Annotated in this window: 20 protein-coding genes; 2 read left to right on the top strand and 18 right to left on the bottom strand. The window is 42.5% G+C overall.

The genetic code is table 11. From position 1 onward, the window contains the following. Positions 1-3: 3 nt before the first annotated feature. From VR862_RS00545 to VR862_RS00485, 14 genes are all read right to left on the bottom strand, one after another. On the bottom strand, positions 4-1,626 hold the full coding sequence (locus tag VR862_RS00545; protein ID WP_324718979.1) for a BCCT family transporter: 1,623 nt from the start codon (positions 1,624-1,626) through the stop codon (positions 4-6). A gap of 29 nt (positions 1,627-1,655) precedes the next feature. Then, positions 1,656-2,795 carry a putative porin gene (locus VR862_RS00540; RefSeq protein WP_416384485.1) on the bottom strand — a complete coding sequence of 380 codons (1,140 nt, stop codon included), beginning with the start codon at positions 2,793-2,795 and terminating at the stop codon, positions 1,656-1,658. 106 nt (positions 2,796-2,901) lie between these two features. Continuing rightward, positions 2,902-3,456, bottom strand: coding sequence for a 2'-5' RNA ligase family protein (locus tag VR862_RS00535; RefSeq protein ID WP_324718978.1), 555 nt, complete (start codon positions 3,454-3,456; stop codon positions 2,902-2,904). A gap of 11 nt (positions 3,457-3,467) precedes the next feature. After that, positions 3,468-3,938: a hypothetical protein gene (locus VR862_RS00530; protein WP_324718977.1), complete on the bottom strand. Its 471-nt coding sequence runs from the start codon at positions 3,936-3,938 to the stop codon at positions 3,468-3,470. 155 nt (positions 3,939-4,093) lie between these two features. Next, positions 4,094-5,926, bottom strand: a complete 1,833-nt coding sequence (locus tag VR862_RS00525) for an ABC transporter ATP-binding protein (RefSeq protein ID WP_324718976.1) — start codon at positions 5,924-5,926, stop codon at positions 4,094-4,096. Between the two features lie 62 nt (positions 5,927-5,988). Next, the gene (locus VR862_RS00520; protein WP_324718975.1) at positions 5,989-6,756 is read right to left on the bottom strand and encodes an alpha/beta hydrolase; all 768 of its coding nucleotides are present in this window, start codon (positions 6,754-6,756) and stop codon (positions 5,989-5,991) included. A 56-nt stretch (positions 6,757-6,812) separates the two neighbouring features. Further along, positions 6,813-7,193: a DUF2752 domain-containing protein gene (locus VR862_RS00515; RefSeq protein WP_324718974.1), complete on the bottom strand. Its 381-nt coding sequence runs from the start codon at positions 7,191-7,193 to the stop codon at positions 6,813-6,815. Then, entirely contained in the window at positions 7,183-7,662 is a 480-nt protein-coding gene (locus tag VR862_RS00510) for a CD225/dispanin family protein (RefSeq protein WP_324718973.1), read from the bottom strand. Before VR862_RS00510 ends, VR862_RS00515 begins: the two co-directional genes overlap by 11 nt. A gap of 30 nt (positions 7,663-7,692) precedes the next feature. After that, a complete protein-coding gene (locus VR862_RS00505; protein WP_324718972.1) occupies positions 7,693-8,169 on the bottom strand; it encodes a hypothetical protein in 477 nt (158 codons plus the stop codon). A 111-nt stretch (positions 8,170-8,280) separates the two neighbouring features. Next, positions 8,281-8,625, bottom strand: a complete 345-nt coding sequence (locus tag VR862_RS00500; protein WP_324718971.1) for a hypothetical protein — start codon at positions 8,623-8,625, stop codon at positions 8,281-8,283. Positions 8,626-8,737: 112 nt separating this feature from the next. Then, the gene (locus tag VR862_RS00495) at positions 8,738-10,624 is read right to left on the bottom strand and encodes a S9 family peptidase (protein ID WP_324718970.1); all 1,887 of its coding nucleotides are present in this window, start codon (positions 10,622-10,624) and stop codon (positions 8,738-8,740) included. 109 nt (positions 10,625-10,733) lie between these two features. Next, positions 10,734-11,264, bottom strand: a complete 531-nt coding sequence (locus tag VR862_RS00490) for a GNAT family N-acetyltransferase (RefSeq protein WP_324718969.1) — start codon at positions 11,262-11,264, stop codon at positions 10,734-10,736. Between the two features lie 42 nt (positions 11,265-11,306). Further along, complete coding sequence (locus tag VR862_RS15600; protein WP_416384484.1) at positions 11,307-11,543, bottom strand: PLD nuclease N-terminal domain-containing protein; 237 nt, start codon at positions 11,541-11,543, stop codon at positions 11,307-11,309. Between the two features lie 3 nt (positions 11,544-11,546). Then, positions 11,547-11,945 carry a hypothetical protein gene (locus VR862_RS00485; RefSeq protein WP_324718968.1) on the bottom strand — a complete coding sequence of 133 codons (399 nt, stop codon included), beginning with the start codon at positions 11,943-11,945 and terminating at the stop codon, positions 11,547-11,549. A gap of 202 nt (positions 11,946-12,147) precedes the next feature. Here VR862_RS00485 and VR862_RS00480 point away from each other — a divergent pair, with 202 nt between their 5' ends. Beyond that, complete coding sequence (locus VR862_RS00480; RefSeq protein ID WP_324719628.1) at positions 12,148-13,434, top strand: dipeptidase; 1,287 nt, start codon at positions 12,148-12,150, stop codon at positions 13,432-13,434. Between the two features lie 62 nt (positions 13,435-13,496). Here VR862_RS00480 and VR862_RS00475 read toward each other — a convergent pair whose 3' ends face one another. The 3 genes from VR862_RS00475 to VR862_RS00465 form a co-directional block, all read right to left on the bottom strand. Next, positions 13,497-13,919 (bottom strand): hypothetical protein, encoded by a 423-nt coding sequence (locus tag VR862_RS00475; protein ID WP_324718967.1) that lies wholly within the window; start codon positions 13,917-13,919, stop codon positions 13,497-13,499. A gap of 256 nt (positions 13,920-14,175) precedes the next feature. Then, a complete protein-coding gene (locus VR862_RS00470) occupies positions 14,176-14,886 on the bottom strand; it encodes a TVP38/TMEM64 family protein (protein WP_324718966.1) in 711 nt (236 codons plus the stop codon). 4 nt (positions 14,887-14,890) lie between these two features. Continuing rightward, a complete protein-coding gene (locus tag VR862_RS00465) occupies positions 14,891-15,748 on the bottom strand; it encodes an SdiA-regulated domain-containing protein (protein ID WP_324718965.1) in 858 nt (285 codons plus the stop codon). Positions 15,749-15,913: 165 nt separating this feature from the next. Here VR862_RS00465 and VR862_RS00460 point away from each other — a divergent pair, with 165 nt between their 5' ends. Next, positions 15,914-18,205: a transglycosylase domain-containing protein gene (locus tag VR862_RS00460; protein ID WP_324718964.1), complete on the top strand. Its 2,292-nt coding sequence runs from the start codon at positions 15,914-15,916 to the stop codon at positions 18,203-18,205. Between the two features lie 221 nt (positions 18,206-18,426). Here the strand turns inward: VR862_RS00460 and VR862_RS00455 are convergent, their stop codons facing one another. Continuing rightward, positions 18,427-19,944, bottom strand: a complete 1,518-nt coding sequence (locus tag VR862_RS00455; protein WP_324718963.1) for a DEAD/DEAH box helicase — start codon at positions 19,942-19,944, stop codon at positions 18,427-18,429. Position 19,945 lies beyond the last annotated feature (1 nt).

The raw sequence follows: 19,945 nt of genomic DNA, 5'->3' as shown, positions 1-19,945 counted from the left end.
TAGTTAAAGATTTTCTTTTTTGTTTTTTCCCCTTTTCTTGATAATATTAGAGATCACTTCTTCATAGCTCTCCAGTTCCTTCTGGGCCTTTTTCTCTTCGGCCTTTAAATATTCATCCCGAACGCCGGTGTAGAGGGAATAGCACATGAATAGGAGGATAAATGCAAAAGGTAAGCCTGTAACTATGGAAGCTGTTTGTAATGCCTGTAATCCTCCTCCTATCAAAAGAACGGCCGCAATAGCACCCTCGGCTACTGCCCAGAAGATACGCTGGCCCACAGGGGCATCAATTTTCCCGCCAGAGGTAAGGCTGTCAACCACTAATGAACCGGAATCTGAAGAGGTAACAAAAAAGCCGGCGATCAATACTACCCCAATAATGTTCAAGACCACCGCGAATGGAAAATCCTCAAGAAAAACAAACAAGGCCGTGGCCACGTTGTCATCTACAGCGTTTATGATTGTTTCATCTCCCAATAAAGCCTGCTGGATTGAAGTACTTCCAAAGGCAGAGATCCAGAAAAAGGTAATGATCGAGGGCACAATGAGAACGCCTAAGATGAACTCCCTTATGCTTCTTCCTTTGGAGATACGGGCGATGAACATCCCCACGAAAGGAGACCAGGCGATCCACCAGCCCCAATAGAACACGGTCCATGCATTCTGCCAGTTATTGCCCGTATAGCTCTCTGTCCAGGAAGAGATCTCCAGAAAGCTGTACAAATAGTTCCCGGTGTTCTGCACAAAGGACTGGAAAATAAAGATTGTGGGGCCCAATACTACTACCAGGAGCAACAGCAACACGGCTATTCTCATGTTCCACTCACTCAAAAATTTCACCCCTTTGTCTACGCCCAATACTACCGATATTGTTGCTATAGCAGTAATCCCGGCAATAAGGCTCACCTGAGTAACAATTCCGCTGTCAACTCCAAAGACATGGGCCAGTCCTGCAGCTATTTGCTGCACTCCTAATCCCAGCGAGGTCGCTAAACCGAACAAAGTAGCCAGAACTGCGAAAATATCTATAAGATCTCCTCTCTTTCCGTAGATCTTATCACCCAGAACGGGATAGAAAACCGATCGAATGGTGAGCGGTAATCCGTGAGAATATGTAAAATAAGCAAGGGAAAGGCCTACCAGAGCATAGATCCCCCAGGCATGGAAGCCCCAGTGCAAAAAAGTAAAATTCATGGCTTCCTGGGCAGCTTCAGGAGTTCCACCCGCGGTAAGCGGCGGATTCATAAAATGTGTCACCGGTTCGGCTATACTCCAAAAGAGCAATCCAATCCCCATTCCTGCGCTAAAAAGCATGGCAAACCAGGAGATGGTCTTGAATTCAGGTTTGGCGTCCTTTCCTCCTATCCGGATATTTCCGAATTTACTGAAGGCGAGATAGAGGACAAAGATGAGAAAGATATTGACACACAGCACAAAGAACCAGCCGCCATTATTGGACACAAAAGCCTGTATATCATTAAAATAACCTTCAGCCTGCTCCTCAAAAATGAGGGTTAGAGCAATACTTATAATGATGATAATTGAAGAACTAAAAAATACCGGACCGTTCACGTTGAGCCCCATAATAGATTTTCGTTCGTCACTTCTTACGATCTTTTTTGTCATGGTCTCCTATTTAGAATTCGATTCGGTTATTAAAAGTAATACCCGAAGTTAATATTGAACCTCGCCTCCCATTTCGCATCGGGAATTCCTTCAGCAAAATCGTTTACAAAATTTCCGCCCAGCCAGGAATGATTATAACCGGCAGCATAATCTATATATGTATATAGGTTCCCTGCCGTCACCAGGATACCGGTCACATTCATGTAAGAGTCTTCAAATGAGTTCTGTTCCTTTTGCATGAAACCGAAGTCATTATAAAACTGCAGATTAGACACAGGGCCCCAGTTCACCGGGACATCCCGCGAGATAGCGATGGTGTACAGGTTGAAATCGGCCGCGACCTCGTAAGGAGCACCATAAGCAGCCATGGTAATTACTTCTTCGGAATTACCTTCAGCGTTTTCGGGATTGTGAGAAACCACCATTGCTTCTGTCTTCAGATTCCACAGCTTATAATTTGCTTCGTAGTGCACCGCCAGGGCATAATGGTCTCCCAATTCCCTGGTTACAATATTATATAACCCGCCATACTGGCCCGAAACCCCCAGTTGCGACTGTAAACTATCTCCCCATTTGTACAGGAGCTTTGCGTTTGCCTGGTGTACCTCTTTATTATTTCCCGCCACATCATAAGAATACCTGCTGGGAGATACTGCAGAAGTATTCCCAAAACTGAGTTCTTCAGCATTTTTAAAGTAAGCCAATTGATATTCCCAGGTATCTCCAAGATTCATATACTTCACGCCCATATCATGATCATCCTCCAGGCCCACATAATAGCCCAGATTAAAGAACCAGTTGTGGGAATTATACTGTTGGATCCCGAAAGGCACCTGGGTAAGCCCCACCTGCAGTTCCTCATTTTCATTGAACTTATAGCCAAACCATCCCTGCTTTAGCATTCCTCCTCCAAATGCTTCGGAATAATGGCGGTATTCGGCATTGACATAGATCCCGCGGTAGGCAGCAACGGCGTTGATCCTGAACATATCATAGCCAAAATCTCCACCTCTTTTCTTTTGTTCGGGCTTCCAGGAAGAAAGATTATAGTTGAAACGCAAGGCTCCTCCTATATCTACTTCGGGAGATTCCTGTGCCTGTAAAGGGATTGCTAAGGAAATGCTGCACAAGAAAAGGAACAGCCATAAATTGTGTAGAGGATTTTTCACAGATGTCGCTTAATTGATCCTCTAAATTAAGTTTAATAGCAGGGAAGTACGATTGGGTAGCTATAAAATTATGTTAAGATAGCTTTCGATTCTCTACTACGGTATATCAACTGTAGTTCTCATTATTAAAAAATATTTCCTCCAGGACATCCCAGGTCTTCCCATTGTGCCTGAAAACTGTGATCGATTTAGCTTCAAAGGAAAGATGGATTTTTCGCTCCCTGAGCCTTTCCCATGCCACTTTGAATTGGCTTCGCGGAAGGTCACGGGCGGCAAGAGTTACGTGGGGATGCAGCTTTTTTTCTTTCGCTGGCGACAGGATTTCTTCTAAGGCCTGGGACAGAATCTTATGTAGCTCCTGGATAGGGGCATGATCTACAACATTTAAAAAGATCACCCGTTGATCAAATCGTCCAAAATCCTTCAGCTCCACCGGAAACGATTTTTGCTTGTCACCTACTACTCTTAGAACTTCAAGGAATTCTTTTTCCTGACTGTTTTGAAGCCAAAAAGGAGGGATTAGAGTTATATGTGCAGGAAGTTTTAGGGCGTGAGCAGCCCCGACTTTTTCCCTTATCTCCAGTTTCAAATTCCTCACTTTCTCTTTCACTACCTGTGGTGGGACCAGGGCTGCAAAAAAAAGTGTCTTTGACTTTACCATTTTTGGGAGCTTTAGACCATACGTGTAAGCAGGGCTCTGCCCCTGGCTTTTTGTCTTCGATCAAAAACAGAACCTATCATTACCCCAAGAAGAAGACCACCAAGAGGAGCGTAAAATTTGTAAGTAGATTGGGTATAAATTATGAGGATGAGCATTAGAAGGGTTCCAAATGCCAATCCCAGCCTCATTCCATACCATGCGCAATAGCCCTCGGGCAACAGGGCAAAATTGATACGGAGAAACTTTAAAAAATCTTTAAGGTGGCTCTTGAGGTATTGAGTGGCTTTCTCTTCTTCGAGGTCGAGACCTGCAAATATGGAATCCAGTTCATGTTCAAGAAGAGCAAGTTGTTCCGGAGGAAGATCTTTATATTTTACTTCCTGCAAAATATTACTAAACCGCTGCTTAATTTTGACCGAATCTTTTGTGCCAGGATGTCCCAGTGAGCGGTCCAGCCTTTCAATGGCCTCTTCTAGTTTCATTTTTTAGAAAAATACCCTAACTGTTTGACGCATTTTTGGGGAAATGTTACTCCGAAATTTCATTTTTTTTAAAAAAATTTCAAAAAGCTGCCGGTTCGGGAGTTTCGGGAGCTCTTAACTGATGGGTGACAAATATCCCGTCAGTGAGCAAGACCTTATTTATATCCTGCAGCCTGCAAGTTAAAAAGCTCCGAATATAATTTGTTGTTATTCATTAGCTCCTCATGAGTTCCAATTTCCAATACAGCGCCATCTTTAAGCACCATGATTCTATCAGCTATCCTCACTGTACTAAAGCGGTGAGAAATGATCACTGCAGTCTTTCCTTCGGTAAGTTTTATGAACCTGTCAAAGGCTTCCGTTTCGGCACGGGCGTCCAGGGCCGAAGTGGGTTCGTCAAGAATGAGGACTTCTGCATCTTTCATATAAGCTCTTGCAATGGCGATCTTTTGCCACTGCCCGCCTGAAAGATCCTTGCCCTGTTTGAACCTCTTTCCCAATTGTTGGTCATAGCCAAACGGCAGGTCCTGCACCACCTGGTCTGCCAGGCTTTTTTGAGCTGCACCTTCGATCCTGTCCTGGTCCTCAATTTGTGTGATCTCACCCATGGCAATATTCTCCCGTAGTGTGAGCTCGAACTTCACAAAATCCTGGAATATCACCCCAAAATATCTTTGATATGCTGCCCTGTCATACTGTTTAATAGGAACTCCATCCAAAAGGATCTCTCCCTCGGTGGGTTCATAGAACTGAAGCAGGAGTTTTATTAAAGTTGTTTTTCCCGCACCATTTTCCCCGACAAAAGCAAGCTTCTCCCCGGCCCTTAATTTGAAGTTGATGTTTCTAACCACCCACTTTTCAGACTTCGGATATTTGAATCCAACATTTTTAAAACTGAATCCTTCCCGGATCTGCTCCGGAAGGGGTTTTGATCCCCCCGCCGCCGGGTCATGATAGGTGAGATCGAGGAAATCAAAATAATCCTGAAGGTAAAGTGCAGTTTCTGTGATTACGGTGAACCGGGTAAAGAATCCCTGAAGTTTTTGCCTTAGCCGGTTAAAAGAGCCCGAAAGGAAGGTGAGATCCCCAAGGGAAAATACACCCAGTACGGTTCGGAAAATAATGAGAACATAGGCTCCGTAATAAGCTGAGGTTCCTATAATATTAAAAAAAGAGCCCCATCCCGCACGCTGCTTTGCCAGCTTTTTGCTCTGATGGTAATATTGATCTGACAGTCCTTTAAACCTATTGGCCAGGTAACCCGACAGCCCAAAAAGCTTCACCTCTTTTGCTGTCACGTCGCTGGCCCCTGCATACCTCAAATAATCAAGCTCCCGCCTTTCCTGTGTCCAGCTGCGGGCAAGAGAATAACTGGTCCCACTGAATTTTATCTCATTGATCATAGTGGGAATAATGGAAACCACCAGTAAAATTATGAGCCAGGGTTCAAAAGCCACAACTCCGGCCAGCAGGGAAGCGATGACAATAATATCCTCGGCCTGGGTGAGAATGTTTGACATAAGACCCACCCTGCCTGTAGTTTGCTGCCGCGCTCTTTCCAGCTTGTCATAAAATTCCGAATCCTCCAGCTCGTCAAGGTTCACTTCGGAAGTTTTCTTGATGATCCTTACCGAAGTATCTATAGAATATTGATCCCCCAGCAAGGCGTCACTCAGGCTAATGGCACGGCTAAGAAGATCGGAGAGAACAGCCAGGGCAAATTCGGCGGCAACGAGAGCCCAGAGCCTGTCGAGATCTTTTACATCGGCTGCTATTTGCAGCACCACCTCATCGATGATTAATTTCCCCACCCAAAGCATGAGTACGGGCAAAATTGCATTCACCAGGCGGCAAAGTAAAGTGATATAGAACAGACCCGGATTTACTTTCCTGATCTCCCCGAAAAATCTGGGAACAAACTTAAGGGAGATAAAGCTTTCTCTAAATTTGTACCTGTTAGGTTCAAGCGATCTTTGTGGTCTAGGCAAAATATTTCAGATTTGATGATGCACAATTCATGCACCTTCAAAAATAGCTTTTTTGGGACAGATTATTTTTGACCTTCCCTTTCTGAAAAAAGCCATTGAAAAGCTTCAGGAAATTCCCTGCTCCAGAAGGCTTCATTGTGCTGCCCGTCGCGTACAAGCTTCACCTTCAGGTTTTCTTCCAGGACACCTTGCCTTAACAGGATCTGTTTCATCTTCATTAGGTCTGCCACCATTTCTTCACTTTCTGCTGTCCCGCCTACAAAATAGAATCGGGTGGTTTCGGGAATGTTAGCCGCTTCAGCTAAATCAAAGATCTTTTCACTGAACCAGAAAGAGGGTGAAAAGACTCCGACTTTCCCGAATATTTCAGGATAAGTGAGTGCAGCATAAAATGATATAAGGCCGCCAAGGGAGGACCCTGCAACAGCGGTGGTTTCAGCTTCGGGAAGGGTGCGGTAAGTACTGTCAATATGAGGTTTTAAAGTTTTTACCAGGAAATCGACATATGCTGCTCCTTCCCCTCCACCATACTTTTCATTGGGAAATGGGGTGAGTTCAGAAATTCTTTTTTCGTTGCCATGGTCAATACCTACCACGATCACTTTTTGCCCTTTTTGAGCCTGCATGAATTCATCTACCTGCCATTCACCTCCAAATGCGGTGGCGGTATCAAATAAATTCTGGGCATCGTGCATGTAGAGAACCGGGTAATGCTTCTTTTTCTCTTTATAATCTTCAGGAAGATGTACCCGTACCGTTCTTAAACTATCAAGTCCCGGTGCTACTATTTCAAAGATTTCGAGTTTTGGAGTATCAGGATGCTGTGCCATTAGTGGAAAGGTCACAGAAAAAAAAAGTAAAAAAATGACATTTTTGAAAGGCATAACTAGAGATTTCTTAAGATCCAAAAAGAAGTGATGATGAACAATATTACGAGTATAGCATTTTTCCCAATTAAAAATTGTCTCAGGTTTTTAAGTTTTTTAGAAGAAACAGGTGAGCGGTCCAGGAAAGCACCTGCCATCACGTAAGGCAGGGAAATGATAAGCAAAGGATTGTAAGAATAAGCAGTTTGTATTTGCAGGTTGAGCAGGTGATGCAAGGCCCGCTGCGATCCACAGCCGGGACACAAGAACCCGGTAAGGGAACGAAATGGGCAGGAAGGAAAAATATTTGTCAGGGCAGGATCAAAAATGGCATAAATCATTGCCAGCCCAATGAAGAACAGGGCAAAAGCTCCATATCGTATTTTTTTTCTAAGAATCAAGGGCGATGGCAAATACCATTACAACAGCATAAATGACTATTACAGCAACTCCAATCCAGAACCCGATTTGTGTCCACTTACCGGCTTCTTTAGAGCTTCTTACCGCACCTTCAAAATCTCCACAGCTATAGCGGGTCTCTACCCTGGCTGCATTTACAATACCTACAATTCCAAAAGGCAAACAACAGAAAAGTGTTACCAGGATTGATTCTACAAGCCAGGTGCGGGGAAGCTTTCTGTCTTCGGCATAAGAATCGGCTCGGGATGAGGAAGTAAAAGCTCCCGGTTCTGTTGGAGGTGGATCCTCACTCAAAGTGTCTGCTAATTCGGGATAATCGGAAGCCGGGATCCATTTTTCCCGCGGGTGGTGCCACACCAGAGTTTTTCGATTTAAACGCTTAGCCTTTAGTTCTTCCAGTGAAAAAGGCCCGTGCTTTTCAAGCCCGTCGGAGTAATAGTATTGTGTCATCCGGTTAAAATTATCCTCCAATTTAGTTAATTAATTGATAATATACCAGCCATGACTACCTGCAACTGCCCCGAACACTGTAATAAGACTCAGGATCAACAACACCCAATGAGCGCGATGAATTATCCTGAAAGCTCTTCCTGCATCTTTTGCTGCATATTTTTTGAACAATTTATGCAACACGATAGGTTCCAGGATAAAAAGAACAATAGAAAATATTAGCCAAACCAGGATCATTGCGTGGATCCACCAAAACCTTAAGTAGAACAGTCTGTCCCACCCATAAAGGTGGAGCATGTAAAATCCTGTTATCGCTGTTATTAAGGTGGTAATTTTGGCCTGTAAGGAAAAACGCCCTTCGATCTTTTCAAAAGTTTCCATCTGCTCTTCTACAGATCTCATTCTTTTGACAGCGGGAATAATTACCGTAGTAACCATCGCGACTCCTCCTATCCAGAGCACTACAGCCAGAACATGTAGAACGCGGGCCAGTGTAAAATAATCCATTCTATAAAGGATTAAGGGTTAAGGATTAAGGATTAAGGTCTAAGGTCTAATGTTTAGAGTTTAAGGTCATAAGACTCTTTCCCTGATACTAAACTTTAATCCTGGGAAAGATCAGGCTTTTTCTTTTTTTCCATTGATGGTCTCCCCTTCTGCCAAATGGAAATGATCCAGGCTAAAGATAAAAGTTGCCCATATTATTACCAGGATCACCGAGACAGTATAGCTCACCGGCCGGCCCAGGTAATAACCCATTAAAAAATCTGTCATTATAGGCAATGCACCAATAGGAAAAATCCCCACCACGGCCAAAAGGATCCTTCTTCGGGCATCTACAGTCAATTTCACACCACAATTCCGGCATTCCCAGGCAGAAAAAACGTTCTGAAAAAAGTGCTTCCGAAGATGTAGCCAAAATGAATATTTATAACCGCAGTTTGGGCAGGTCCTTACTTTCATTAATTCAACAATTTATTTGAAGGTTAAAATTAGTTAAAATTTTAACCTTCAAAGAAAAGTTTTTCAGAAAAAAATCCCTTTCTGTTTTTGTCGGGAGCATTTCCAGGAGCACCTACTTAAGGGTTTCCTCCAGCCATTTGAAGAATTCCTTTTGCCATACCAGAGCGTTCTGCGGCGTTAAGATCCAGTGGTTTTCCATAGGGAAATAAAGCAGCTTGCTCTTTAGTCCCTTGAGCTGTGCAGCCTGAAAAGCTTCCAATCCCTGGCCTACAGGAACGCGAAAATCTTTTCCTCCCTGTACGATCATTATAGGAGTATCCCATTGCTCCACAAAATTGATAGGGTTGAATTCGGTATAAGCTTTTGGAACAGGAACCTGCCAGTAAGGTCCTCCCAGGTCTTTATTTACAAAGAAAAGTTCTTCTGTTGTCCCATACATGCTTCGGGTATTGAAGATCCCGTCATGAGCAATAAAAGTTTTAAATCGTCCTTCGTGTTTGCCCGCAAGAAAAAACACCGAATAACCTCCATAACTGGCACCTACGGCGCCTATTCTTTCCTTGTCCACAAATGGCTCCTCACTTACAGCATCAATAGCCGATAAGTAGTCCCGGATATTCTGTCCTCCCCAGTCCCCGCTTATTTGTTCATTCCACTCCACGCCATGACCCGGCATTCCTCTCCTGTTTGGCGCCACCACAATATAACCGTTTGCGGCCATTAATTGAAAGTTCCATCTAAAGGAATAGAACTGTGACAGAGGGGATTGAGGTCCTCCCTGTAAATACAGGAGCGTTGGATACTTTTGGTTTGGATCAAAGTTTGGTGGATAGATCACCCAGGTAAGCATCTCCTTCCCATCTGTAGTGGGAATCATTCTTTTTTCTACTTTGCTTAACTCAATACCATCATAAAAGTCATCATTGACATGGGTAAGTTGGATAAGCTTTCCGGACTTTAGGTCCACAGTATAGATCTCAGCCGCATGGTTCATATCTGTTCTTGAGATCACCACTTTATTGCCGGACTGCCCCACAATTCCTGTGATATCGAATTGCCCCTGTGTAAGTTGTTTAACTTCGGAATTCTTTTTACCGAAAGGATTTAGCTCGAAAAGCTGTTTTGTTCCCATTACCGGCGCCACAAAGTAGATCTTCTCACCATTATTGCTCCAAATGAAGCTACTAACAGTGCCGTCCCAGGCCTTCGTATGGTTGGTCTTTTTACCATTCTGTAGAATAATGATATCATTCTTATCGGCCTCATAGCCCGGCTCATCCATTTGAAGATATGCAAGCACACCTTTTTTTGAAAAAGCAGGTTGTGTATCATAACCCTCATTGGCTTCGGTAAGATTTGAGGTAGTCTTTGTAGCAAGATCATACACATAAATATCTGTATTAGTACTTACAGCATATTCCTTTCCCTTCACTTTCTTTGATACATAATAGACCTTAGTGCCTTCATTGTTCCATATATAATCTTCGGGCCCGCCAAAAGGTTGTAATGGCGTATCGTGTGGCTCTCCTTTCATAATGTCCCGCTCTTCCCCAGTCGAAAGATCCTTAAGAAACAAATGGCTGTACTTTCCATCTTCCCAGGTGTCCCAATGCCGGTAATTTAAGTCATCATAGATGTAGACATCAGATTTTTCCAGGTCAGGATAAAAATCTTCACCTGTCACCGGCTCTACTTTCACTTCTTTTGGATTTATTCGCCATTTTCCTGAAGCTGAAGTTTTTCCGTCACTAAAAATGCTATCCACATTGTTTATCTGTACCGCTTCGCCACCTTTTACCGGGATGATAAATGTTTTGGAGGTTCCCGTATTCTCCTCCACATCATAAGACCGGGTTTGGTAGATTACCTTTTCTCCATCGGAAGTGAGCCCAACTGCCGAAACTCTTTTGAGAGACCACAGCTTTTCGGGAGTCATGACTTGTGCAGTTGAAGAAAAACTGATGTATAAAAAAAACGAAAGGAACAGAAATCTGGTCATGAACTGATATTTTTAAAGAGTGGTATATTTTTTAATAGGTTCAAAAAATGTCATTTTTGAAACCTCTGCTAAATTTAGAAAATACCTAAGATTTTTAGCTGAAAAATTCTTATTTATCTGGAGTTACCGGGATTCTAAACAAAAGAATATCCTCCTCTTCATTGGGAAGACGAATTTCACCTGATAACCGAAGCCCAAGCTTCTTAAGAAGGTTCTGGGAAGCAGTATTATCTTTTGAAGTTATTCCTGCCATGTCGTAAATCTTGAGATCTTCCCGTGCCATTTTCAGCAGTCTGTTTGCGGCTTCATAAGCGTAACCCTGCCTTTCATATTGAGGGAGAAAAGCAAAACCGATATCTAGGCCTTCAACCCCTTCCCTGTCGTAAAGTCCGCAGGTGCCAATCTTTGCTCCGTCCGCTTTTCTTATAACAGTATTGTTTGAAAACCCCAGTCGTTCCAGCTGCGGAAGCATTCTCTTTACAATATAATCTTCAGCATCTTTTACGCAGGTAAGATTTCTGTTTCCAATGTACTTGAGCCATTTTGGAGTGTTGAATATCTCAAAGATGAAAGCAGCATCTTCAATACCTGTAGGACGCAGGTAGAGACGTTCAGTTTCGAGAACCTTTTCTGAAATCATAATAAAGGAAGCAGAACTATTGCTTAAGGATATAAATGTAAATTATTTTTTAGCGCCGGGCCTGAAATAGGGCTGAAAGATTCTCCCTCTTTTCAATTGAAAGTCTTTTCTCAACAAAAAATAGAGCATGGAACCCACTACCGGAAAGAAGACGATCACAAGAAACCATGCAATCTTCCATCTGCTCCTTCTGAAGTTTGAAAAGATTAGATCCAGTAATGCCCACCCCCAGAAAGCGATAAAGATGAGAACAAAATCTAATAGGAAGAAAGTTTCCACAGCTTATCCCAGAGTTCCGGAAATTTGAGGCTGTAATCTCTCCAGGAATAGATTTAGTCTCTTAAGGGACTCTCTGTCAATAAAATCTTTTTCAATGCGCATGGACTGGTTATTGGTTTCGATCTTATAACTATTCACATATTTCTTCACCCGTTTTATATCGGCAACAGCGATACTCTTAGGAATAAGACTATGTCTTATAAGTTTATCTTCCTGTATGGTTAGGTATTGGTAGGTTTGACGATAATAGGATGTCTCTGCCTGAAGAATTCCCAAAAAGATCCACAAATAGCTAAAGATGGAACTACTGTTAATATACACGGCAAATATTCCGAGAATGATCATTGTAAGACCATAGCCGTAATTATTCCTGATGAGACTTCTGCAATATTTAATTTTCATGAGCTGCCTGTTTAAGTGAAACTTTAACTAAACAAATCGTGTTAAATTTTTAACAAGGTATAAAGAAGAAAATAAATAACCGAATGAAATGGAGAAAACCTGCTTCCCCCTGGACGTAAAAAATCTTCAACTCCCATTCCAGCCCTTTAAGAAGAAATAAAAAATAATTGCTATTTTGAGCGACTTAAAACCATCTCATTATATGTTTTCAAAACGATACCTGCTTATTTTTTTCACCGCCTTTGCCGCAAATTCCCAGTCTGTAGACAAAGAAATCATGGAAAAAGCCCGTCAAATCCACGATGAAGTCATTACCATTGATACTCACAATGATATCAATACCAAGAACTTTACTACTAACAGAAATTACACCCAGGACCTTGAGACCCAGGTAAACCTGCCAAAAATGGAAAAAGGTGGTGTAGATGTTACCTGGCTCATAGTTTATACAGGGCAGGGAGAACTTACTCCTGCAGGATTTAAAGCTGCGCATGAGCAGGCTATGACAAAGTTTGAGGCAATTCACCGGCTTGTGAAAGAAATTGCTCCCGGTGAAATAGGACTGGCTACAACAAGTGAAGAGGTACGGCAATTAGTTGCCGAAGGAAAAAAAGTAGCAATGATTGGAGTTGAAAATGGTTATCCCATAGGCACCGATATTGCCAACGTGAAGAAGTTTTATGATCTCGGAGCAAGATACATGTCACTCTCTCATAACGGGCACAGCCAGCTCTGTGATTCCAATACCGGTGAAGCGGGTGATCAATGGTTACATGGAGGTTTGAGTGAACTGGGGAAACGGGTGGTTAAAGAAATGAACCGCCTGGGAATGATGATCGATATTTCCCACCCTTCCAAGGAATCAATGAGACAAATGATCGAAATATCCAGAGCTCCCTTGATCGCCTCTCACTCATCTGCGCGGGCTCTTTGTGACCACAGTCGCAATCTTGATGACCAACAACTGGAATGGCTAAAACAGAATGGCGGTGTAGTACAAACTGTAGCCTTTGATTCTTATCTCAATACAGAAAAGCACAATGCTTATGACGAAGCAGTGAATAAGATATACCGGGAGGTAGGACAGAGAATCGGCTTTAAGATCCTTCCCCGGGATGAAGTAAGAAAAATGAATCCCGAGCAACAGGAAGCTTACTATGAAGAATACAGGAGGGTAAGAAAACTGGCACAGCCAAAGGTCCAGAAGTTAAAGGATAAAGTACCTCCCGTTGATGTTCAGGATTTCGTTGACCACATAGATTATTTGGTGAAGAAAATTGGAATAGATCACGTAGGAATTAGTTCAGATTTTGATGGAGGTGGCGGTGTTGAAGGCTGGAGTGATGCTTCACAAACTTTCAATGTAACATTGGAGCTGGTAAAAAGAGGCTATACCAAAGAAGAAATTGCAAAACTTTGGGGCGAGAATTTATTGAGGGTACTCGATGAAGTTCAGGCTGTGGCACAACAGTTTCAGGAAAAGCAATGATCGGCTTTCCTTTTGCGTATAAAAAGAGGGTTCATCAATATGACCCTCTTTTTTTAAATGTTCTAATATCCCACGTCTGGTTTAAAGTCACTTGAGGTGACAGTGATCAATCCTGCTGCTCCTATTACTGGAACGCCATAATTCACTAATCTGGAAGCCTTTCTATTCTTTAAATATACAGCAAGGATCTCATCTTTTTGAAATCTTATCTTTACATTCTGTCCATCGGGTTCCTGTGAACGTCCATTCAATATTTTCACAGCATCAGAATTCTTTCCGGCAATGCCTACTAATTCATTCCCTTCCTTGTAAAGCCCTTTCAGCTCAAAAGACTTATTATCTTTCGTTACCACTTTCACCCTGTTTTGAGACTCTACAGCTTCGCTAATTGTTCCAGGTGCGGTATGATAAACATTGCAGCTGTAAAGGGAAAAAATAAAAACTGAAAGAATTACCGGAACCAGTCTTAGTTGAAATCTCTTCATGATATAAAAATTTAAGTGATTAATAAACACTCTGACAATAACCCGGGGAAGGAGCAATTCTTCAGAACAGGGAAGTACTTGCCGGAGCAAGGTTCTTAGGGGAAAGAAAAGAATTGAAATATAAAATTAAAGCAAAAAAAACGTTCCATCATGAATTAATCGGAATAAACTCACAGGAAAGTCAATTTTAAAATATCGTTTTAACTGAAAAACAATGATATTATCAAGAGCAGGTTCCTGAAAGAGTGAAATGGAATTAGCTTTTAGCAGACCTTACTTTCTTATCCCACCACACGAAAGCGATGAATAAGATTAAACTAATCACTGAAGCCCAGATGAGTCCGGTTTTGAGGCGCTCATAGTCTCCACCGAGATAGGCTATGAAGAGGATCAAGGGAGAAATCCCGATCATCGTCGCGCCAATAAATTTCCAGTATCCCATTTTTAGCACCCCACCTACAAAGCTTATTGCATCGTTAGAAAGAAAAGGACTCAATCTTACTACAATCACTGTCCAGAAGCCGTAGTCCTCAATAAATTCAGAGATCTTTTTCTCATTTTTATGACCTATCAGTTTTTCAACGATTACGGGGCCAAAGTACCGGCCTATAAAGTAACCTATACTGGAAGCCACAAAAACGGCTACAAACAAAATGGCAGCTCCTATCCAGGGGCCGTAAGCGAGAACCGTTACTACCATTAGGACAGGCGTGGGAATTACAATTAAAAACATCTGCAGGACCATGGTGATCACAATGACCACCGGTCCAAACCATCCAAACTGTGAGACCCATTGTCTTGTACGCTGTTCATCGCCACTGGTAAGGGCATTCCAGCCATTATTAAGGAATTCCTGCACCTGCGGAATAAAAAAATAGCTCAGCACCAAAGCAGCAATAATAAAAAGGGAGATATAAAGTGGAGCTTTACTTTGTTTGACAGAGGGTGTTTCAACAGGATCTGGCATAGAACTATTTGTGGTTTAGAGTTACACGGTGAACCGTTGCAGGTCTTCCTTCATTGGAAATATATAGCCGTCCCGAGGAATCAAAAGTAAGACCCTCGGGCTGGGGAAATAACTCCCTGCTAAGAACGTGTAAGGCTTTTGCTTTTCCTTCGGGGGTCAGCACAAGAAGTTTGGGTTCCCGTGCCTCAAGAATCAGGATATCCCGGCTTGAAGGATCTACGGCAATTTCCGAAGGAAAAAAGGTGTTTTCCACATCCTTTTTCCTTATTTCATCAAATATTTTCTCTTTGAAGGTCAAACTAAAGACCGGAGTCTCGTCCATTTTCATGGAAGGCAGCTCTACTGCATAGATCCCCTTTTGATCATTAGAATGAGGGTCTTCGGCTTTAACCGCAACTAAAAGCCTGTTTTTTCCTGCCTCGTAAAACAATCCCTCTGTGTCATTTTTGGAAGATAAAAAGGTTTCAAATTTCTCTGTTCGGGCATTTTCCATAAAATTAGTAACTCGATATAAAGTCCCGTTGCTCTCCAGAACATAAGCTGTACTTCCCTTTATACTGATTCCCTCGTAATCCCCGCGGCCACCAAACCCAATCTCACGTTCAAGACTGGAGTTATCGAGATTGTATATAAAGATGCTTCCCCTTTCGTCCTGGATACAGGCGAGTCTATTGGGTGGCAAAAATGCAATTCCTGAAACCTCTTTTAGAACCGAAGGCAATTTCCAGGTCTTTTCAATTGTAACCGAAGATGAGATGGTAGACCGGTATTTTTCAGCCTCACCCACAAAGGTGTAAATGAAGACCAGGACTACCAGTACTAATCCACCGGTAATTAAGAAAACGACCTTTTTATGGCTCATCCTTTTCATTTTCTTTAAAATTAGGGAATTTGGGCGGCTGCCAAAAAGATTTAAACTTTCCTTCAAAAACATTAGCAGGGATTTATGAAGTATGAATTCCTAAAGTTTTTAAAACTTCAGGAATATTTTTTGCAAGTCTTCGTTTCTTTGGCAGACACTTAACCTATGAAATTGAAAAACGTGAAATTGACACCTGTCAAAAAATGGGTGTTGGGTGCGCTTTTAGGAATATTTCTCTTCTTCGGGGCTTTTTACCTGAGTATTTACTGGGGATGGTGGGGAAAGATCCCAAGCAGCACGGAATTAAAGGACTTACAGCAAAACGAAGCTACAGAAGTATTTTCTTCTGAAGGCAAGCTCATAGGTAAATATTACATTTTTGACAGGCAACCGGTTCTTTATGATGAACTACCTCAACATTTAATTGATGCCTTAATTGCTACTGAAGATGTAAGATTCTACGAACATTCAGGCATTGATAACAGAAGCTTGCTACGGGTTTTCTTTAAGACCATTTTAATGGGAGATGAATCTTCGGGAGGCGGAAGCACCATTACCTTGCAACTTGCCAAGAATCTTTTTGGTAGAAAGGACTACGGGCATTTGAGTATTGTTGTAAACAAACTGAGAGAGGCAGTAATTGCACAACGCCTGGAGGACATTTATACCAAAGAAGAGATCATTGGTCTTTACTTCAACACAGTACCCTTTAGCGACAATACCTACGGAATAGAAAGTGCTGCTATGAAATTCTTCAGCACTCCGGCCAAAGATCTTGAGCTGGAGGAAGCGGCAACCCTTGTTGGATCGTTAAAAGCGAATCATTATTACAACCCCCGACTCTTCCCTGAAAGGAGCCTGCAGCGCCGCAACGTGGTGTTGTCACAAATGAACAAATACGGCTACTTGCCTTCCGAAGAATATGTAAAATACCGGTCAAAACCCCTGGATCTGGAATATCAGTATTTCAGCAACAATGGAGGCGTCGCTCCATATTTCCGGTCCCATTTAAAGAAAGAGGTTGAAAAGATACTTGACACCCTTAAAAACCCCGATGGACAACCTTATAACCTTTATCGGGATGGACTGCAACTTCATACGACCATAGACTATGAAATGCAGGAACTGGCGGAGGAAGCTATGGAGGAACATATGAGCAGCCTGCAAAAGCAGTTTGAGAAAGCTTATGGGAAAGGAGCTCCCTGGCACAGAGATGACCTGCTAAATGAGGCACTGGAAAAAAGCGAGCAATACAAAACCTTATCAGCTGCCGGTTGGAGCAGGGAAAAAATAATGGATTCCCTGCACCGAAAAACTGATATGGAACTTTTTGACTGGGGACAGAAAAAATTGACTCAGGCAAGTATAGCCGATAGCCTTCAGCATTACATGAAGTTCCTGAACATGGGCATGATCAACATGGAACCGTCAACCGGTGCTGTGAAATCCTGGGTAGGAGGCATAAATCATAAGTATTTTAAATATGATCACGTCGCCCAGAGCCGAAGACAAATAGGTTCTACCTTTAAGCCTATAGTATACACTGCAGCTGTAGAAGCAGGTATTGATCCCTGCACCTATTATTCTGTTAGGGAAGTTACCTACGAAGGCGGGTGGACACCTTCAAACTCCGGCAGTGAAGAAGAGGATCCTTACATGAATTATTCTATGGCCTATGCTCTTGCAAATTCAATTAACACTATAGCGGTAAAGGTCCTTTTTGATGTAGGGCTGGGGAATGTACTTTCCCAGGCGAAAAAGATGATGTTTCCTGAAGATCTTCCTGCCTACCCTTCAATTGCTTTAGGCACAGCCGAAATGAGCGCCTCAGAACTGGCCTCCTCTTTTTCGAGTTATTTGAACAAGGGAAAAGCTGCAAAACCCTATTATCTAACCAGGATAGAAGATAAACACGGAAATGTAATTGCCGAGTTCAAACCTGAAATCGCTGCCCAACCTGCTTTTTCCAATACCACTGCCCAGGTAATGATCGAAATGATGAAGGGTACTGTCGATTATGGCACAGCTGCCAGGTTGAGATATAAATATCAACTTCCAAATGATATCGCCGGGAAGACCGGAACAACTCAGAACAACCGGGATGGGTGGTTTGTGGGAATTACTCCAAACCTTGTCTCTGTCACCTGGGCAGGTGCCGATGACGCCAGGATTGGGTTCCCATCTACCTATATAGGCCAGGGAGCGAATTCAGCTTTACCGGCCTTTGCGCTACTAATGCAAAAAATGAATGCAGACCCTCAGTTCAGTGAGATCACAGAGGCTCGATTTCCCGCTCCCTCCCCTACTGTTCAAATGATGCTCGACTGTGAACCCGAAAAAAGGGATAATTTTCTCGAGCGGTTATTTACAAAAGCCGATTCACCCAAGAGGAGCCAAAAAGAGGAAAAGAAAGGGCTCTTTAAAAAGATCAAAGGACTTTTTAAAAAGAAAAATTGAGGGAAGTACGAAGGTAGAGGTACGAAATTAGAAGTACGAAATTAGAAGTACGAAAGTAGAAGTACGAAGGTAGAAGTACGAAGGTAGAAGTACGAAGGTAGAAGTACGAAGGTAGAAGTACGAAGGTAGAACTGTAAGACGTATAAATAATCCTCCAGAATTACAGAAGGGGTCTCAAAAATGTCCTTTTAGAGAAGTACTATACCAAATGTTTCTTTAAGTTAAAAGTCTGCCTGGTTGATCTTCAGCCTTAGCTTACGCATGTAGTCTTCCTTAAGCCAATCCCTGTAGTTCTTGGTACTGTTACTAATACAGTAAGAGTATTTTCTTATTCTGTAGGCGATATCCTCCTCCAGCTCCTTTGCCAGTAATCTTGCATCAAATACATCTTCACTGTTTTCCACACACATGCGGGCATGCTGCTCGAGGGAGCGTTCTAAAACAGTTTTTGATTTAAGTCCTTTTTTGATGATATCGTCGTATTCATCATCAACGTTAAAAGACACATCTTTGGTTTTGGAAAATTTTTTCCGCAGCTCTTTCGGCATTTCGTACTGAAAGTTCTGCTCAATTTCTTCATCACTAATAAGATTCTCCAGGAAGTAATCTGGAGACCTGAAGATCTGTTTCCAGTCGATTGGTGCACTCCATAATCCAAAGCGGGCTGCGTTGTTACCCAGGTCAATGACAGTGAATTCCGTTTTTCCCGGCAGTACCCTGGAGCCCCGCCCAATCATTTGATAGTAAAGCGTAAGGGACTTGGTGGCACGGTTGAGAATAATGGATTCAACAGTGGGTTCATCAAATCCTGTGGTAAGGATACTCACTGAAGTGAGAATGGCATCGGGTTTTTTCTTGAACCAGCGCAAAATATCTTTTCGGTCCTGCTTACTGGTGGTATTGTCCAGATGCCTTATTTCGAGTCCGGCATTGCGAAAGGTTTCATAGACCTCCCTTGAAGTATTGATCCCATTATTAAAGATAAGCGTCTTCTTACCCTGGGACTTTTCCATATAAGCGTCCAGGAGTTTTTCCTGCATACTAAAGTTGGAATACAACTCTTCTGAAGACTTTACGGTATAATCTCCATTGATCCCCACCTTCAGGGTAGATAACCCAACATCGAAACTGTAGGTATTCGCTTTTGCAAGAAATCCCTTGGAAATAAGACTGGAAATAGAATCTCCCACAATAAGTTCCCTGTAATTGTCTTTCATAGGAAGCTTGATGTTAGAGCTAAGAGGCGTAGCCGTAACTCCTAGAATAAAACACTTGTTGAAGAACTTGAACAGCTTCCTAAAGGAGTTATAATGGGCTTCATCTATGATCACCATCCCCAGGTTTTCAAGCTCCACCTTTTCATCATTGAGGCGGTTGTTCAGGGTTTCAACCATCGCAACAAAGCACATATACTCGTTTTGATCTGGAAGCTCCTTGATGCTGGAATTTATGATCTTGTTGTGGACCCCAAAGCCGGTAAGCATGCGGGAGGTTTGCTTGCACAATTCTATACGGTGGGTAAGAATAAGCACCTTTTTATTGGTACGCTGAATGTATTCGCGAACGATCTGGGAAAAGATTACTGTTTTACCGCCACCGGTGGGCAACTGGTAAAGGAGGTTGTAACGTTCCGGGTGTGCCTCAAGCACCTTGAATATCTTATTGATATCCTGTTGCTGGTACTCATAAAGTTCCTTATCTATTTTCTTCTCAACTATCCCAAATGTATCCTGCGCCATT

This window comes from Salinimicrobium aquimaris, from assembly GCF_035607535.1.
GTDB lineage: Bacteria > Bacteroidota > Bacteroidia > Flavobacteriales > Flavobacteriaceae > Salinimicrobium.
This window is presented reverse-complemented; position numbering and strand designations above follow the sequence as displayed.

Coding starts and splice junctions, on each gene's coding strand:
- VR862_RS00545 (WP_324718979.1), bottom strand. CDS start 1,626: ATGACAAAAAAGATCGTAAGAAGTGACGAACGAAAATCTATTATGGGG.
- VR862_RS00535 (WP_324718978.1), bottom strand. CDS start 3,456: ATGGTAAAGTCAAAGACACTTTTTTTTGCAGCCCTGGTCCCACCACAG.
- VR862_RS00530 (WP_324718977.1), bottom strand. CDS start 3,938: ATGAAACTAGAAGAGGCCATTGAAAGGCTGGACCGCTCACTGGGACAT.
- VR862_RS00520 (WP_324718975.1), bottom strand. CDS start 6,756: ATGGCACAGCATCCTGATACTCCAAAACTCGAAATCTTTGAAATAGTA.
- VR862_RS00510 (WP_324718973.1), bottom strand. CDS start 7,662: ATGACACAATACTATTACTCCGACGGGCTTGAAAAGCACGGGCCTTTT.
- VR862_RS00505 (WP_324718972.1), bottom strand. CDS start 8,169: ATGGATTATTTTACACTGGCCCGCGTTCTACATGTTCTGGCTGTAGTG.
- VR862_RS00500 (WP_324718971.1), bottom strand. CDS start 8,625: ATGAAAGTAAGGACCTGCCCAAACTGCGGTTATAAATATTCATTTTGG.
- VR862_RS00495 (WP_324718970.1), bottom strand. CDS start 10,624: ATGACCAGATTTCTGTTCCTTTCGTTTTTTTTATACATCAGTTTTTCT.
- VR862_RS00490 (WP_324718969.1), bottom strand. CDS start 11,264: ATGATTTCAGAAAAGGTTCTCGAAACTGAACGTCTCTACCTGCGTCCT.
- VR862_RS00485 (WP_324718968.1), bottom strand. CDS start 11,945: ATGAAAATTAAATATTGCAGAAGTCTCATCAGGAATAATTACGGCTAT.
- VR862_RS00480 (WP_324719628.1), top strand. CDS start 12,148: ATGTTTTCAAAACGATACCTGCTTATTTTTTTCACCGCCTTTGCCGCA.
- VR862_RS00475 (WP_324718967.1), bottom strand. CDS start 13,919: ATGAAGAGATTTCAACTAAGACTGGTTCCGGTAATTCTTTCAGTTTTT.
- VR862_RS00470 (WP_324718966.1), bottom strand. CDS start 14,886: ATGCCAGATCCTGTTGAAACACCCTCTGTCAAACAAAGTAAAGCTCCA.
- VR862_RS00465 (WP_324718965.1), bottom strand. CDS start 15,748: ATGAGCCATAAAAAGGTCGTTTTCTTAATTACCGGTGGATTAGTACTG.
- VR862_RS00460 (WP_324718964.1), top strand. CDS start 15,914: ATGAAATTGAAAAACGTGAAATTGACACCTGTCAAAAAATGGGTGTTG.
- VR862_RS00455 (WP_324718963.1), bottom strand. CDS start 19,944: ATGGCGCAGGATACATTTGGGATAGTTGAGAAGAAAATAGATAAGGAA.